The sequence below is a fragment of the Pseudomonas sp. A-R-19 genome, assembly GCF_019956575.1.
Classification (GTDB): domain Bacteria; phylum Pseudomonadota; class Gammaproteobacteria; order Pseudomonadales; family Pseudomonadaceae; genus Aquipseudomonas.
On record NZ_JAHBDR010000061.1, the window covers coordinates 23,726 to 38,775 of the forward strand.

The following is a 15,050-nucleotide window of genomic DNA, read 5'->3' on the forward strand; positions in this document are numbered from 1 at the left end:
GCCTGCTCGCGAAAAACGCCTGGACAACCCGGTCATTCAGACAGGGCGCGTCATCGTTGACGTCCATCGCGAGCAGGCTCGCTCCTACAAAGAGCGCGGTGGTTGCCCTTGCATTGGAGTCCAGTGTAAAAACCGCGTCCGGCCGCCACTATTGGTGCGTGCAGCCCCTGCACTAAAGAAAACCCCTAGGCCCACGCCGGTTACCTCTGAGCGCATCCCGCTGTGCGAGCAGGTATAAAACGCCATACTGCAAATCTCTGCCGCCAGGGGCCGTGCGATGTACTTGCCAAAACCGAACGATTTTTATGCGCTGATCGAAGCCATGCCGCTGTGCATCATTCTTCATGACGCGCACACCAAGGAAATCCTCTGGGCCAACGCCGCCGCCCTGGCGGCGCTGGGCTTTACCCTGGAGGAGCTGACGCCGCTGAAAGCCCCGGACATGACCCGCGACGCCCCGAAATACCGGCGTTCCGTGGGTTTGCGCTGGCTCGAAGGTGCCGCGCGCACCGGCCAGCGGGCCATCGAGTGGTGCTACCGCTCCAAGCAAGGGGTGGAGATTCTTTCCGAGGCGGTGGCGACCCTGGTGCACCTGGACGGGCGCGATGTGTTGATGGTGCAGTTCCGCGACATTTCCAAGGAGGACAAGGTCAAGCGCGACCTCAAGCGTTTCGAGAGCCGGCTCAAGGCCTTCATGCAGGACCTGGCCGAGGGTGTGGCGGTGCTCGGTCCCGAGGGCGATATCGGTTTTATCAGCGACTCCGGCGCGCACCTGCTCAACAGCGAAGTGCACCAGCTGATGGGCAAGAACTTCCTGGCCTGGTGCGACGACGCATCCGGCCAGCGCCTGTTGCAACAGCTTGCCCATGAGACGCCGGAGCACGCGCCGTTCAACGTGCATTACAAGATCCAGCGGCGCGATGGCGAATGGCGCTGGCATGACGCAACCTGTCGCTACATCGAGATCGAGGACGATCTGGTTGGCCACCTGCTGCTGTTCCGCGACGTCACCGAACAGGTGCAGGCCGAAGAAGCGCGGCGGGTCAGCGAGCAGAAACTCGAGTACCTGGCGCGCTACAACGCCATGGGTGAAATGGCCGTGGCCATCGCCCACGAATTGAGCCAGCCCCTGGCCGCGACGCGCAACTTCATTGAAGGAACAGTGATTCGCCTGGGCAACGTGGCCGATGCCGACCCCGCAGTCACCTGGGGTTTGCAGAGCGCCGTGCGGCAAATCGAGCATGCGTCGGTGATCATCAAGAGCGTGCGCGACTACGTGGTCAAGCTGGAGCAAACCGAAGAACGGGTTGACCTCAATGAACTGCTGCACGAAACCCGCTACTTCATCAGCCTGCGGGCCGATCCAAGCCTGGTCCGCGTGGAAGTCGTCACCGCGCCCGAGCCGCTGCTGGTCAGTTGCGAGAAGGTACTGATCGGCCAGGTGATCCTCAACCTGGCCTTCAACGCCATCGAAGAAATGGCCGACCTGCCTGCCGAGCGGCGTCTGTTGCGTATCCATGCCAGCCGCGACAACGATGTGGCATTGGTGCGCATCGAAGACAGCGGCCGTGGCATTCAGGCCCAGGCGCAAGAGAAGCTGTTCGATGGCTTTTTCTCGTCCAAGGTCAGCGGCAACGGCATTGGCCTGGCGCTGTGCAAGAACATCATCGGCCGGCATCGGGGGGACATCTGGGCACAGAACCTCGAACCGTGCGGCGCGGTGTTTACCTTTTCCCTGCCCCTCGCCTGATCTACACAACCCTTTGACCTTACACAACCCCTGTGGCGAGGGGGCTTGCCCCCGTTCGGTGGCGAAGCCGCCGCAAATTCAGGCGACTCGGTCTGCCTGCAGGATCGTTGGGGGCCGCTTCGCGACCCAACGGGGGCAAGCCCCCTCGCCACAGTGTGCTTTTTGGCAAGTCCGGTTCGCTCGATTTGCGTTTCATGTGGCTGGCACAGACACACAATCAGTTCTCACCAGGAACCATAAGGAATCCCGTACTTCTCGGTGTAAGCTCTGGACGTTTCCGATAACGGCCGATGCTGGCCGTTAGAGGTGCCACTGTAAGGTCCTTCTTTCACGACAGTACCTATCACCCTTGCTACTTCAATAGGCGGCAGACAGGGCCCGCCGATCCAGGTTTTAGTCACGCCACCGGGGGCCAGGCCGACCGTGAGCATGTAGCGGTAGTCGGTGATCCATTTGCCGTCGAAGGAGCAAAAGGCCCTTTCTCCCTTGACCATTGCCTGTCGGGTGGCCTCAGGAATCGGGATATAAGCCTCATAAGTCTGAGGCTCCACCAACGATTGCCAGCGCACATAGATCAATCGAGGCAGGTCGGCACCTCGTACATGTTTACCTTTGCCTGCGCCAGGGTAATTTGGCCACCCCCGTGGATTGCCCTTGAGGTTACTCGGCGTATTAATTGCGGCGACGCCACTCATGGCACGACGAAACACACGGTCGTGCACATCCACCGCATCGGCGGTTTCGATCCATACCTCCATGTAATTGGGCGCCAACAAGCCCAGGTACCAGGCATCGTAAGGCAAGCGGTTGGGGGAACCGGTACAGCCAGCCAGGCAAAGTACCAGCCCCAAAAACAACGGTGCCGTGAGCCCATTCACTGGATTGTTTCGCACATTTTTCAGGAGGGGATCACCAGGAACCATATGGAACCCCGTACTTCTCGATGTAGGCCTTGGATGAAGGCTCCAGCGGTAATGCATAGCGACCACCGCTTCGGCCTCCACTTGGGCCCACTTTTACGACCTCGCCAACCACCCTTGCTACTTCAACAGGCGGCAGACAGGGCCCGCCGATCCAGGTTTTAGTCACGCCACCGGGGGCCAGGCCGACCGTGAGCATGTAGCGGTAGTCGGTGATCCATTTGCCGTCGAAGGAGCAAAAGGCCCTTTCTCCCTTGACCATTGCCTGTCGGGTGGCCTCAGGAATCGGGATATAAGCCTCATAAGTCTGAGGCTCCACCAACGATTGCCAGCGCACATAGATCAATCGAGGCAGGTCGGCACCTCGTACATGTTTGCCCTTGCCTGCGCCAGGGTAATTTGGCCACCCCCGTGGATTGCCCTTGAGGTTACTCGGCGTATTAATTGCGGCTACGCCACTCATGGCACGACGAAACACACGGTCGTGCACATCCACCGCATCGGCGGTTTCGATCCACACCTCCATGTAATTGGGCGCCAACAAGCCCAGGTACCAAGCATCATAAGGCAGGCGACTGGAGCCTGTGGCGCAGCTACTCAGGCAGAGCATCGCCCCCAACAACAGCATTGCTTTGAGCTTATTCATTGGGGTGCTCCACGCGCTGGTTACCCTCGGCCGGACGGTTGATGAACACCACGTCCAGATCGCTGTTGTTCCAGCCTTTGGCCGCATTCCAGTTCGCTGAAAGGTGGATGTAGCGACGGCGCAGCAGCGCGTGTTCTTCGGCGGTCAACGAGATATATCGCTCACCAAGGGCGAAGGCCTGTAGCTTGATAGCGATAGGTTGAAGTTCCTCCGGCAAGGCAAACGCAGGTGTGTCGGGTAGTTTTTTAAACGGTACCCCGGTGCGCAAACCCCACTCACGCATAATCCGCAAATACACCAACGCCAACGCCCCTCGAACCTGACGCTGACTGGCAATGGCGGCATACACTCGCTTCTCTGCCAGCGTATCGCGAACGCGGCGCTGGGTGACCACCGACCAGGTGGCGATGCTTAGCCCGTCGGGTGGCACATAGCTCAGCCAGTGACTTGATTCATGTCCGAAACGTTGCCGAGCACGCCAGTAGGCGTCGCTGCGCTCATTGGGGAGATGGTCAAATTCAAAACTGGTGTCGGGTTTGCTCAGCAGGAGCTTTTCCATGGCCAGTGGCAGGTAACCGCCGCCGATATCCGAGTGGCAACCGGGGAGCTCGATATCCAGTTCAGCCTGATTCAGCGAGAAGTTGTGGCGATACTCATCGCGAGCCACCAGGTGGACGACCTTGCGGGCGATACCGGGTGCGAGTCGCAAATTGAGCCCGTGGTTATGGTTGTTGTGCGGGCTGAAGTCACCATCGCGCAACGAGACAATGCCAGCGACGGTATCGAACAGGCCGATGAAATTGAGGCTAAAATCGCTGCGGTGGCGCCAAGTAAAGTCAGCTGTAAGCAATGGCGAACCCGCTGGTAGAGCCTTGGCGAGCAGACTGTCCTTGCCCTTGAGCAAGTCGTTGGCGCAATGCCGCGCCGCTGCCGCGCCTCGACTGAAGCCGAACAGATCGATTTCGATACGACCAATTTCAAGCTGAGGATTGGCCGCACGAAAACGACGCAATTTATCCAAAACCAACGTTGGAACCTGCTCTACACGCGCAACAACACCCGTTTGGCCTTTTCCAGTGCCCTGCCCAAAAATGGAATCACCTTCACCACTACTGGTACCGATACCTTCAATGTAAACAGGTATGTATGCCCTTTCGGTACTTTGCTGCAACTGCTCCTCGCTTTGGTCCGGATACAACTCATGCAACCGCGCCACATTCGTCACGTCATTGCCATAACTGTTATCCGGCACGGCTCCATTACCGTCATAGCCAAACCGGGCGCAGTGCTGGCGGATGTCTTCGGCCATCTCCGGTTGCATCCCCAGGTTGACGGCATAGCAACCGGCCGCCGCTTCGCTGTTGGCGAGATTGTTGCCGGTGCCATCGAAGAACAAACCTAGGCGCAGGGTAATGCCTGCTTGCAGTTCCTCTTCCTCCTCCTCTTCTTCGAGGTTTTCCACCGAGGGTTGCGTGGCCGGTCGCGCCGCGGCCGGGGCTGAGTCGTGGGGTCTTGGCACTGGCGCCATCGGTTGCGGGGATTCCCCACCGAGACCAGAACGAGCGTAGGTTTCCACCGGCGCTATCAACCGATTTTTGCCCAGCGGGCAACCACACCGAACTGTCGCGCCGTCGAGCACGGTGGCAATCCCGTGCCATACCATGGCGGGCATGCTGTCAACAATCACACCGGTCTCGCCGCACTTGGGACACCGGCTCGTGACATCCCCGAGCCGCAACACTGCACGGCCCCCATGTCGCGCACTGGGCAGGCTGCTGATGCACACAGCACCAGTGGTGGTCCGGTCACCGTCCAGCCCTTGCCCCAGACCGTTGACTACGCCACGGCTCATGGGGCTACCCCTTCGGTGCGGCGGATGAATCCTGACGTGACTGAATGGATAAACGACAACAGAAATGGCGTGCGCATTTTCATGTTCCAGGTCCTTGGATTGAAAAATTGGGTCTCAATTTGAAACGCCGCCAACCCTGAAGACGCAGCCCTGCGCAGTAAATAGGAAAAGTCGCGCCACCCTGTCAGACGCGGACGAAAATCAAACGCGCCACCGTCTTTAACCACCGGAAGAACGAACGCGAAGCCCCGCAATAACAGGCTTTGGCACGGATTTCATGACACTGGCACAGACACACAAACACTTGGCAGGCAGGGCAACTCTCCCGATCGCGGGGCACGGCAGAATCAAAGGGTAAAAATCTGCCAAAGCACCCGCGATCCGCGTTACCAACAATTCAGGAAGTTCCCCTTATGCGAACAAACAGGATCTCCGTACAGTCAGCGCTAGGCCTGAGCCTGCTTGTACTCGGTTTGAACAGTGCCCGCGCGGATTTGCCCGCCGGTACGATTGGCCAGACCGTTCTGGCGTTTCCACCCGAAGCTCACCGCGCGTTTGTCATCGACGTCGAGTTCGACAGCTTCGTGGCTGGCCGCGTGACCGTGGTCGACCCGGACCAGAAGCGCATCCTCGGCATGGTGCCGACCGGTTTTGCCGCGCCGTCGACCCTCAGCCATGACAAGAAGACTATCTACAGTGCGGACATCTGGTATTCGCGCGGTACCCGTGGAACCCGTACCGACGTGCTGACCGCCTGGGACAGCTCGACCCTGTCGCCGACCTGGGAAGTACTGATTCCGAACAAGCGCGCCGAATCGCTGACCCAGCGTTATTCGCTCAAGCCAAGCGGCGACGACAAGTTCGTCTACGTCTACAACTTCACCCCGTCGACCTCGGTCACCGTGGTCGACACCCAGGCCAAGGCCGTTGCCACGGAAATCGCCATCCCCGGTTGCGTACTCAACTACCCGGTCGGCAACCGCCGCTTCGCCTCGCTGTGCGGCGATGGCAGCCTGCAAGTGGTGACCCTCAACGACCAGGGCCAGGAAACCGCGCGCAGCCGCACGCCGTTCTTTGATCCGAACGCGGAAAAACTGGTAGAGCGCGCGGTCAACGTCGGCGACACCTACTACTTCACCACCACGACCGGCACCGTGCGCCCGGTGGATTTCGCCGGCGATGCGCCGAAGATCCTGCCGTCCTGGTCACTGGTTTCCGACGAAGACAAGAAGGCCGGTTGGGCGCCGGGTGGCTGGCAGTTGATGGCCGTGGCACCGAAGCTGGATCGTCTGTACGTGCTGATGCACGACGCCCACGAAGCCATGAAGTGGGAAGACCCAAGCCCGCTGATCTGGGCGTTTGACCTCAAGACCCACAAGAAGGTAGCGACCCTGGAAGCCCCGGTTCCGGTGTGGAGCATGCAGGCCACTGGCGACGACAAGCCGCTGTTGCTGGGTGCGGACGTGGAAGGCGGTTTGCAGATTTTCGATCTGAAAACCAACAAGCTCACCGGCAGTATGCCGAAAGTCGCGAAGACCGCGACTCAGGTCCTGAGCTACTAAGAGGTTCGGCCATGCACACAGATCCGATCTTCATCATTGCCAGCGCCATCGCCATCGCGGTGTTGCTGGCCAGTGCCGCGACCCACAAGTTGCGCGCACCGGCCCGCTTCACCCGGCAACTGGCGGACTACCAATTGCTGCCCGATGCGCTGGTGCGCCCAACGGCACGCCTGGTTCCGCTGCTGGAACTGGCCATCGCCTTTGCCCTGCTGGTACCGGCAAGCCGTGGCTACGCCGCGTTCAGTGCCGCCAGCCTGTTGGCGCTGTACGCCGCCGCCATCGGCATCAACCTGTGGCGTGGTCGTGCGGACATCGACTGCGGTTGCGCCGGTCCCGACCAGGCGCAACCACTGCGCCCGGTACTGCTGGCACGCAACAGTGCACTGGTAGCCCTGGCGTTGGTGGCCAGCGTGGCGCCGGTGGCCCGCGACCTCAACCTGTTCGATGGTTTCGTGACCCTGGCCGCCGCCGCTGTCGCGCTGCTCATCTACGCCGCTGCCGATGGCTTGCTGGCGAATTCCCCTCTTCTGCTCAAATTGATTGGTAGGTAATCCAAATGGAAGGCTTGATTGTTTCCAACGTTCTGCTCTGGGTGCTGCTGGTGGCCGTGGCGTTTGTCGTCATGGGCCTGGTGCGGCAGATTGGCGTGCTGCACGGTCGCCTGGCCCCGGCTGGCGCGCTGATGGTTGACAAAGGTGTGGCGGTCAATGAAGCCGCACCACAAATCACCGCCTCCGACCGTCACGGTCGCCCGGTGAACTTCGGTTATGCCGGCGAGAAATCGCAACTGCTGTTCTTCCTCTCGCCGACCTGCCCGATCTGCAAGTCGCTGCTGCCGGCGATCAAATCCATCGCCAAGGAACAAGCAGGCAACCTCGACGTGGTGTTCGTCAGCGACGGCGACATGGACGCCCAGCAAGCGCTGATCCGCGAACACAAACTGGAAGACGCGACTTATGTGGTCGGCCCGGAAGTCGGCATGACCTACCAGATCGGCAAGCTGCCGTACGCCGCGCTGATCGACAAGGCCGGCACCCTGCGCGCCAAAGGCCTGGTCAACTCCCGCGAGCACCTGGACAGCCTGTTCGAGGTCGAGCACCTCAAGCACGCGACGCTGCAGCAGTACCTCAATGCCCAGCCGCACACCCACGATCACGACCACAGCCACGGCCATAGCCACTGATAAGGCAGGGAGACCTTTATGAAACTGCTGGATCTGTTGTTTGAGCGTTCGACCCGCCGCGTGGCCGACACCACGTCGCGCCGTAAATTGCTGTCGCGCATGGGTTCGCTGATGGTGGCCGGTGCCGCCCTGCCCCTGCTGCTGCCCCTGGACCGCACCAGCAAGGCCCTGGCCGCGGAGCCCGCACAAGCTGGCGACCCGGGTGATCCGAACAGCTGCGACTACTGGCGCTATTGCTCCATCGACGGCTTTCTGTGCAGCTGCTGCGGCGGGTCGGTGACGTCCTGCCCTCCGGGCACCGAAGCCTCGCAAGTGACCTGGATCGGCACCTGCCGCAACCCGGCCGATGGCAAGGACTACATCATTTCCTATAACGACTGCTGCGGTAAGCAAAGCTGCGCCCAGTGCGCCTGCACCCGTAACGACAGTGAAGAACCGGCTTACCGCCCGTTCAACAACAACGATGTGAACTGGTGCCTGGCCGCCAAATCGCACATCTACCACTGCACCGTTTCGGTTATCCGCGGCGTCGCCGTCTAAACGCGCTCTTTGCGCCGGTTGCTCGCGCAACCGGCGGCTTTTTTTCCTGTGGCTGCTTTTCTTTTTTTACTGCTTTGTGTGTGTGTACCTGTAGGAGCGAGCCTGCTCGCGAAGAACTCAAGGGCGACGCGTTAAACCAGATAGCCCGCGTTATCGTTGACGTCCTTCGCGAGCAGGCTCGCTCCTACAGGTGCCAAACCGGTCATCAGCGGAGTTGGGTTACATGCGTAGTTTGATATTGCTCAGTCTCGTCTGCGCCTTGAGCGCCCCGCTCGCCCAGGCACGGGCCATTCCCGATCCGAACCAGCATCACGCGCCGGGCAATGAATCAGCGCAAACCCCGATAGCCCAGGCCGGGTACAGCGTCGGCGTGAACTACCAGTTGCAATGCGCCGGTTGCCACCTGGGCGACGGCACGGGTTCCGCCGCCAACGACACACCACGGATGAAGGGCTTTGTCGGCAACTTCCTGAAAGTCCCCGGTGGCCGCGAATTCCTCGTGCGGGTACCGGGCATGTCGCAGTCGGCGTTGAACAACGCGCAACTGGCGGACTTGCTCAACTGGCTGATGCGCGAGGACGGCATGGCTGGCAAAAGCGTGCCGGCCGACTATCAGCCTTACACCGCCGAAGAAGTCACGGCGTTGCGCGCCAAGACCATGCTCAACCTGCCCGGCACCCGTGGCGAGTTGATCAAGGCCATGCGAGCCCAGGGCATCGCGATCGATGACGGGATGAATTACTGAGAACGACGTGCTCCAGGTTCGACCACTCGGATGGTGGACGCGTTGACGGCAAATAAGTAACGTAATCAGCGCTGCATTCGAACTCACAATTTGGAAAGGGAGTTTGCATCGTGACCGAAGAGACAAAAACCAAAGGACCGGCTTCGTATTTCCCGTCTATTGAAAAAAAGTATGGGCAGCCGATCAGCCATTGGCTGGACCTGCTCAAAGCCATCACTGACAAGAAACATATGGAACTGGTGGCCTGGCTCAAAACCGAACACGGCATGGGTCATGGCCACGCCAATGCGCTGGTTGCCTATCATCTGGCCGCCAGCAAAAGCGCCTAGCCACGCGTCCATCCTTGTCTGCGCTGTCGATGGTGCCGGGTAACACCGGCTCCACCGTTTATCTTCTGTTGCCCTATCCTTTCATCCAACCCATTTCGCCGGACATCGACCATGTCAGCCTCCGAATCCACCCTCCTCGACAGCTGGCACCACAACGCCCAGGCCTGGATCGACGCCATCCGCACGGGCTCCATCGAAAGCCGCCTGAGGGTCACCGACCAGGCCATCCTGCTGGCGGTACTCGGCCGCCAGCCCGAGCGTGTGCTCGACCTGGGTTGCGGCGAAGGCTGGTTGTTGCGTGCATTGGCTGACCGCGCCATCGATGCGGTCGGTGTGGATGGCGATCCGACGCTGGTCGAGGCGGCGCGGGCGGCGGGTTCTTCGCCGGTGCATGTGGCGAGTTATGAAGCGCTGGCAGAAGCGCAAGTCGACATCGGCCGCGACTACAACCTGATCTGCGCGAATTTCGCCCTGCTGCAACAGGACATCATCCCCCTGCTCGGCGCCATGAACACCCTGCTCGCCCCCGGTGGCGCGCTGGTGATCCAGACACTGCATCCGTGGACGGCTGCGGCAGGTGACTATCAGGATGGCTGGCGGGAAGAAACCTTCGCCGGGTTCAAGGGGCAGTGGCGGCCGATGCCGTGGTATTTCCGTACCCTGTCCAGTTGGCTCAATGCCCTGGACATGGCCGGTTTTATCCTGGCCGGCTTGCAGGAACCGCAACACCCGCAAAGCCCCGTGCCACAGTCATTGCTGTTGGTGGCCGAGCCACGGCGCCTGTAGGAGGCACATTCAACATTGATGTCGCCTGACATCAAGCCTTCGCGAGCAAGCCCGCTCCCACAGGTTCGGTGGCTGTACGCAAAATCCGCGAACGGCCCAAATCACTGTGGGAGCGGGCTTGCTCGCGAAGAGGCCGGCACATCCAGCATTGATGTCGCAGACACATCGCTATCGCTGGCAAGCCAGCTCCTACAGGGGGCGGGGTGTAAGCAGGCTTTGCGTGTACACAGTTCAACTGTAGGAGCTGGCTTGCCAGCGATGACGTCGGCACAGCCAACAAAAAAACCGGAGCACAGTGAAGTGCTCCGGTCGGGGCATGCCGCTTTTACGTCAGGCCCATTCTTTACGCAGTTGGTGCGCCGCATTGACCATGTGCACCAGCGCCGCTTCGGTTTCCGGCCAGCCACGGGTTTTCAGGCCGCAGTCCGGGTTGACCCACAGGCGGTCGGCGGGAATGCGTTTGGCTGCCTTGCGCAGCAGGTTGGCCATTTCCGCGGAGTCCGGCACCCGTGGCGAGTGGATGTCGTACACGCCCGGGCCGATTTCGTTCGGGTAGGCGAAGGCTTCGAACGCGTCCAGCAGTTCCATGTCCGAGCGCGAGGTTTCGATGGTGATCACGTCGGCATCCATGGCGGCGATGGACTCGATCACATCGTTGAACTCGCTGTAGCACATGTGGGTGTGGATCTGGGTCTCGTCGCGCACGCCAGAGGCGCACAGGCGGAACACTTCGGTCGCCCAGTCCAGGTAGTGCTGCCACTGCGCCTGGCGCAATGGCAGGCCTTCGCGGAATGCAGCCTCGTCGATCTGCACGATCTTGATGCCGGCGGCTTCGAGGTCGACCACTTCGTCGCGAATCGCCAGGGCCAGTTGGCGGGCCTGCACTTCGCGGCTCACGTCTTCACGCGGGAACGACCACATCAGCATGGTCACGGGGCCGGTCAGCATGCCCTTCATCACTTTGTCGGTGAGGCCTTGGGCGTAGCGGATCCACTCCACGGTCATGGCTTTCGCACGGCTCAGGTCGCCGAAGATCACCGCCGGTTTCACGCAGCGCGAACCGTAGCTCTGGACCCAGCCGAAACGGCTGAACACGTAGCCGTCGAGTTGCTCGGCGAAGTATTCGACCATGTCGTTACGCTCGGCTTCACCGTGCACCAGCACGTCCAGGCCCAGGCGTTCCTGCACCAGCACGGCGTGACGGATCTCGCTGTGCATCGCCTCGGTGTATTCGGCTTCGGTCAGCTTGCCTTGCTTGAACGATTGGCGAGCCAGACGGATCGACGCGGTTTGCGGGAACGAACCGATAGTGGTGGTCGGAAACAGCGGCAGGTTCAAGCCGGCGCGTTGTTTCTCGATACGCCGGGCAAACGGCGAGTGACGTTGGCTGTCCTTGGCGGTGATCGCCGCAACCCGAGCCTGAACGGCCGGTTTGTGGATGCGTGGCGATGCAGCACGGCTGGCCTGCACGGCACGGCTTTGAGTCAGCGCTTCAAGCACCTTCGGCGCTTCCGGCTCGTTGACGGCCTGGGCCAGCACCGCCACTTCCTCACACTTCTGCAGGGCAAACGCCAGCCAGCTTTTCAGTTCGGCATCGAGCTTGTCTTCACGCCCCAGGTCGACCGGACTGTGCAGCAGCGAGCAGGACGGCGCGACCCACAGGCGATCACCCAGACGCTCATGAGCGTGCTGCAAGGTGGCCAGGGCGTTTTCCAGATCGCAACGCCAGACGTTACGGCCATTCACCACGCCCAGCGACAGCACCTTGTAGGCGGGCAGGCGGTCGAGGATGGTCGGGAACTGCTCAGGTGCGCGGACCAGGTCGATGTGCAATCCGTCCACTGGCAGGTTGGCGGCCAGGCCCAGGTTTTCTTCGAGGCCACCAAAGTAAGTGGCGACCAGTTTCTTCAGCGGGTCACGCTGAATCAGGTTGTAGGCGCGTTCGAAGGCGTTTTTCCACTCCTGCGGCAGGTCGAGGACCAGGATCGGCTCGTCGATTTGCACCCATTCAACGCCTTGTGCCGCCAGGCGCTGGAAGATCTGGCCGTACAGCGGCAGCAGGCGATCGAGCAGTTCGAGCTTGTCGAATTCGCCGCCCTTGGCCTTGCCCAGCCACAGGTAAGTCAGCGGGCCGATGATCACCGGCTTGACGTCGTGTCCCAGTGCGCGGGCTTCTTCGACTTCTTCGAACAGCTGATCCCAACCGAGCTGGAACTGCTGGTCGGCGCTGAATTCAGGCACGAGGTAGTGATAGTTGGTGTCGAACCACTTGGTCATTTCCTGGGCGTGGGCGCCGCCGCAGCAGCTGTCGCTGACACCGCGTGCCATGCCGAACAGGGTTTGCAGGCTGGCCTTGCCATCGTGCGGGCGGAATCGCTCTGGGATCACACCGAACATCAACGAGTGGGTCAGGACCTGGTCGTACCAGGCGAAGTCGCCGACCGGCAACAGTTCGATCCCGGCTTTTTTCTGCAAGTCCCAGTGGTTCTTGCGCAGGTCACGGCCCACGGCACGCAGACCGGCTTCGTCGAGTTCGCCTTTCCAGAACGCCTCTTGAGCTTTTTTCAGTTCGCGGTCGCGACCGATGCGCGGAAATCCAAGGGAATGGGCCAAAGCCATGTCAAATAACTCCAATGCGTTCAATGGGGTCATTGTCGACAGTGCCGCCGAGTGAGACAAACTCATTTTAATCGTGATGATCACAAGTTACTCTCATGATCAATCAACACGGGTTGCAAGTTGACCGACCATGACCTGTGCGTAAGCCGGATGTCGATGGCATCATCACCCGCTACGAATAATTCGATGATCGCCGCCCTCTGATCGGCCAAGGAATAATCCCGATGCGTATCAAGACACTGTCGGCCCGGGCCCGGACCGCCGAGATCAACCAATGACGGCCATTTTTCGGCCGCGTCCGACCTTGATCTTTTTGTTGCTGTTGCTGGTGCTGGTGTTCTGGTTGTCCCTGGCCCTCGGGCCGGTCAGCCTGCCGCTGGGCGATACCCTGCTGGCCGGGATGCGTCTGCTCGGGTTGCCGCTGGACGGTGGCGACACGCAACAGGCGGAATTGATCCTCGGGCAGATTCGCCTGCCACGCAGCCTGCTCGGCATCGCCGTCGGTTCGGTACTGGCGTTGTCCGGTGTGGCCATGCAGGGGTTGTTCCGCAACCCCTTGGCCGATCCGGGCCTGGTCGGCGTTTCCGGCGGTGCGGCACTCGGTGCCGCCCTCGCCATCGTCGGCGGCAGCCTGCTCGGCGGCGTGCCACCGGCCATCGAGCCTTATCTGCTGTCGCTCTGCGCCTTCGGCGGTGGCTTGATCGTCACGGCAGTGGTGTATCGCTTCGGCCGCCGCAACGGGCAAACCGACGTTGCCACCATGCTCCTGGCGGGCGTGGCGATGACGGCCATGGCCGGTGCCGGCGTGGGGCTGTTCACCTACCTGGCCGATGACGCGACCTTGCGCACCCTGACGTTCTGGAACCTGGGCAGCCTCAACGGTGCCAGTTACCCGCGCCTGTGGCCTTTGTTGATCGTCACCGTGGGCGTGGCGTTGTGGTTGCCACGTCGGGCGGCGGCGCTCAATGCCATGCTGCTGGGTGAGTCGGAGGCCCGTCACCTGGGCTTCGACATCGAGCGGATCAAGCTTGAACTGGTGTTGTGCACGGCGCTCGGCGTCGGCGCGGCCGTCGCGGCGGCCGGCCTGATCGGTTTTATCGGCCTGGTAGTGCCGCACCTGATGCGCCTGCTGGTCGGCCCGGATCACCGGGTGTTGCTGCCCGCTTCGTTGCTGGCAGGTGCCAGCCTGTTGCTGTTGGCCGATCTGGCCGCGCGCCTGGTGTTGGCGCCGGCTGAATTGCCCATCGGCATCGTCACGGCATTGATCGGCGCGCCGTTCTTTCTCTATCTGCTGGTACGAGGGCGTTCCTGATGCTGCGGGCAAACAACCTGCTGGTACGTCGGGGCAACCGCACGGTACTGGCCAATATCGATGTCCAATTGCGCCCGGGTGAAGTGCTCGGTGTGCTGGGGCCGAACGGCGCGGGCAAAAGCACCCTGCTCGCCGCACTGTGCGGCGAACTGGCGAGCAGCGAAGGCACGGTCAGCCTCGACGAGTGTCCGCTCGCCGACTGGCCGGGCCAGGAGCGGGCCAAACGCCTGGCCGTGCTGCCGCAGAGCTCAAGCCTGAACTTTGCCTTCTCGGTCAACGAAGTCGTCGGCATGGGGCGCTTGCCTCACGCCAGCGGTCGTGTGCGCGATGGCGAAATTGTCGCCGAGGCGCTGCGCTGCGCCGACGCCCTGCACCTGGCCGAACGCAGCTATCTGGCCCTGTCCGGCGGTGAGCGCCAGCGCGTGCATCTGGCGCGGGTGCTGGCTCAGCTCTGGCCGGGTGCCGAAGGGCAAACCCTGCTGCTCGATGAACCGACGTCGATGCTCGATCCGCTGCACCAGCACACCATTTTGCAAGCCGTGCGCGACTTTGCCGAGCGCGGGGCCGCCGTGCTGGTGATTCTGCACGACCTCAACCTGGCCGCGCGCTACTGCGATCAACTGCTGTTGTTGCAACAAGGCCTGCCCCACGCCTATGGCCCTCCGGCAGACGTGCTGACCGCCGAAGCGCTGGCGGCGGTGTATGGCCTGGAGGTGCTGATTCACCAGCATCCGGAGCGCGGCCACCCGTTGATCATCGCGCGCTGATTCCGCCCCCCTCCGTCCTTGATCGGGGGGCTTCCATCT

General features: G+C 61.5%; 14 protein-coding genes. 10 read left to right on the forward strand and 4 right to left on the reverse strand.

From position 1 onward, the window contains the following. Positions 1-277 precede the first annotated feature (277 nt). Entirely contained in the window at positions 278-1,750 is a 1,473-nt protein-coding gene (locus KGA88_RS17630; RefSeq protein ID WP_223593124.1) for an ATP-binding protein, read from the forward strand. A 224-nt stretch (positions 1,751-1,974) separates the two neighbouring features. Here KGA88_RS17630 and KGA88_RS17635 read toward each other — a convergent pair whose 3' ends face one another. The 3 genes from KGA88_RS17635 to KGA88_RS17645 are packed head-to-tail and all read right to left on the reverse strand — an operon-like array spanning position 1,975 to position 5,168. Beyond that, the gene (locus tag KGA88_RS17635; RefSeq protein WP_223593126.1) at positions 1,975-2,673 is read right to left on the reverse strand and encodes a DUF2931 family protein; all 699 of its coding nucleotides are present in this window, start codon (positions 2,671-2,673) and stop codon (positions 1,975-1,977) included. Beyond that, entirely contained in the window at positions 2,660-3,316 is a 657-nt protein-coding gene (locus tag KGA88_RS17640; protein ID WP_223593128.1) for a DUF2931 family protein, read from the reverse strand. Before KGA88_RS17640 ends, KGA88_RS17635 begins: the two co-directional genes overlap by 14 nt. After that, positions 3,309-5,168, reverse strand: a complete 1,860-nt coding sequence (locus tag KGA88_RS17645; RefSeq protein ID WP_411740853.1) for a PAAR domain-containing protein — start codon at positions 5,166-5,168, stop codon at positions 3,309-3,311. The genes KGA88_RS17640 and KGA88_RS17645 overlap by 8 nt, the downstream gene beginning before the upstream one ends. Before the next feature lie 413 nt (positions 5,169-5,581). On the opposite strand from KGA88_RS17645, the gene KGA88_RS17655 reads away from it, so the two are divergent. From KGA88_RS17655 to KGA88_RS17685, 7 genes are all read left to right on the forward strand, one after another. Beyond that, the gene (locus KGA88_RS17655) at positions 5,582-6,730 is read left to right on the forward strand and encodes an amine dehydrogenase large subunit (RefSeq protein ID WP_223593130.1); all 1,149 of its coding nucleotides are present in this window, start codon (positions 5,582-5,584) and stop codon (positions 6,728-6,730) included. Positions 6,731-6,741: 11 nt separating this feature from the next. After that, positions 6,742-7,281, forward strand: a complete 540-nt coding sequence (locus KGA88_RS17660) for a MauE/DoxX family redox-associated membrane protein (RefSeq protein ID WP_223593132.1) — start codon at positions 6,742-6,744, stop codon at positions 7,279-7,281. Positions 7,282-7,286: 5 nt separating this feature from the next. Continuing rightward, entirely contained in the window at positions 7,287-7,913 is a 627-nt protein-coding gene (gene mauD, locus KGA88_RS17665) for a methylamine dehydrogenase accessory protein MauD (RefSeq protein ID WP_110661145.1), read from the forward strand. An 18-nt stretch (positions 7,914-7,931) separates the two neighbouring features. Next, positions 7,932-8,453: a methylamine dehydrogenase light chain gene (locus tag KGA88_RS17670; protein WP_007978110.1), complete on the forward strand. Its 522-nt coding sequence runs from the start codon at positions 7,932-7,934 to the stop codon at positions 8,451-8,453. 223 nt (positions 8,454-8,676) lie between these two features. Continuing rightward, entirely contained in the window at positions 8,677-9,198 is a 522-nt protein-coding gene (locus KGA88_RS17675; RefSeq protein ID WP_110662088.1) for a cytochrome C, read from the forward strand. A gap of 110 nt (positions 9,199-9,308) precedes the next feature. Then, the gene (locus KGA88_RS17680) at positions 9,309-9,527 is read left to right on the forward strand and encodes a DUF4287 domain-containing protein (RefSeq protein ID WP_110662087.1); all 219 of its coding nucleotides are present in this window, start codon (positions 9,309-9,311) and stop codon (positions 9,525-9,527) included. 111 nt (positions 9,528-9,638) lie between these two features. Continuing rightward, positions 9,639-10,313, forward strand: coding sequence for a class I SAM-dependent methyltransferase (locus KGA88_RS17685; protein ID WP_223593134.1), 675 nt, complete (start codon positions 9,639-9,641; stop codon positions 10,311-10,313). A gap of 330 nt (positions 10,314-10,643) precedes the next feature. Here KGA88_RS17685 and metE read toward each other — a convergent pair whose 3' ends face one another. Continuing rightward, positions 10,644-12,932 carry a 5-methyltetrahydropteroyltriglutamate--homocysteine S-methyltransferase gene (gene metE, locus KGA88_RS17690; protein WP_223593136.1) on the reverse strand — a complete coding sequence of 763 codons (2,289 nt, stop codon included), beginning with the start codon at positions 12,930-12,932 and terminating at the stop codon, positions 10,644-10,646. 328 nt (positions 12,933-13,260) lie between these two features. Here metE and KGA88_RS17695 point away from each other — a divergent pair, with 328 nt between their 5' ends. Together KGA88_RS17695 and KGA88_RS17700 are read left to right on the forward strand one after the other, a co-directional pair. After that, positions 13,261-14,244 (forward strand): FecCD family ABC transporter permease, encoded by a 984-nt coding sequence (locus tag KGA88_RS17695; protein WP_181432127.1) that lies wholly within the window; start codon positions 13,261-13,263, stop codon positions 14,242-14,244. Further along, the gene (locus tag KGA88_RS17700) at positions 14,244-15,011 is read left to right on the forward strand and encodes a heme ABC transporter ATP-binding protein (protein WP_223593138.1); all 768 of its coding nucleotides are present in this window, start codon (positions 14,244-14,246) and stop codon (positions 15,009-15,011) included. Before KGA88_RS17695 ends, KGA88_RS17700 begins: the two co-directional genes overlap by 1 nt. Positions 15,012-15,050 lie beyond the last annotated feature (39 nt).

What these genes read in the sequence shown, in the direction of transcription:
- KGA88_RS17630 (WP_223593124.1), top strand. Translation starts at nt 278, where the DNA reads ATGTACTTGCCAAAACCGAACGATTTTTATGCGCTGATCGAAGCCATG.
- KGA88_RS17635 (WP_223593126.1), bottom strand. Translation starts at nt 2,673, where the DNA reads ATGGTTCCTGGTGATCCCCTCCTGAAAAATGTGCGAAACAATCCAGTG.
- KGA88_RS17640 (WP_223593128.1), bottom strand. Translation starts at nt 3,316, where the DNA reads ATGAATAAGCTCAAAGCAATGCTGTTGTTGGGGGCGATGCTCTGCCTG.
- KGA88_RS17645 (WP_411740853.1), bottom strand. Translation starts at nt 5,168, where the DNA reads ATGAGCCGTGGCGTAGTCAACGGTCTGGGGCAAGGGCTGGACGGTGAC.
- KGA88_RS17655 (WP_223593130.1), top strand. Translation starts at nt 5,582, where the DNA reads ATGCGAACAAACAGGATCTCCGTACAGTCAGCGCTAGGCCTGAGCCTG.
- KGA88_RS17660 (WP_223593132.1), top strand. Translation starts at nt 6,742, where the DNA reads ATGCACACAGATCCGATCTTCATCATTGCCAGCGCCATCGCCATCGCG.
- mauD (WP_110661145.1), top strand. Translation starts at nt 7,287, where the DNA reads ATGGAAGGCTTGATTGTTTCCAACGTTCTGCTCTGGGTGCTGCTGGTG.
- KGA88_RS17670 (WP_007978110.1), top strand. Translation starts at nt 7,932, where the DNA reads ATGAAACTGCTGGATCTGTTGTTTGAGCGTTCGACCCGCCGCGTGGCC.
- KGA88_RS17675 (WP_110662088.1), top strand. Translation starts at nt 8,677, where the DNA reads ATGCGTAGTTTGATATTGCTCAGTCTCGTCTGCGCCTTGAGCGCCCCG.
- KGA88_RS17685 (WP_223593134.1), top strand. Translation starts at nt 9,639, where the DNA reads ATGTCAGCCTCCGAATCCACCCTCCTCGACAGCTGGCACCACAACGCC.
- metE (WP_223593136.1), bottom strand. Translation starts at nt 12,932, where the DNA reads ATGGCTTTGGCCCATTCCCTTGGATTTCCGCGCATCGGTCGCGACCGC.
- KGA88_RS17700 (WP_223593138.1), top strand. Translation starts at nt 14,244, where the DNA reads ATGCTGCGGGCAAACAACCTGCTGGTACGTCGGGGCAACCGCACGGTA.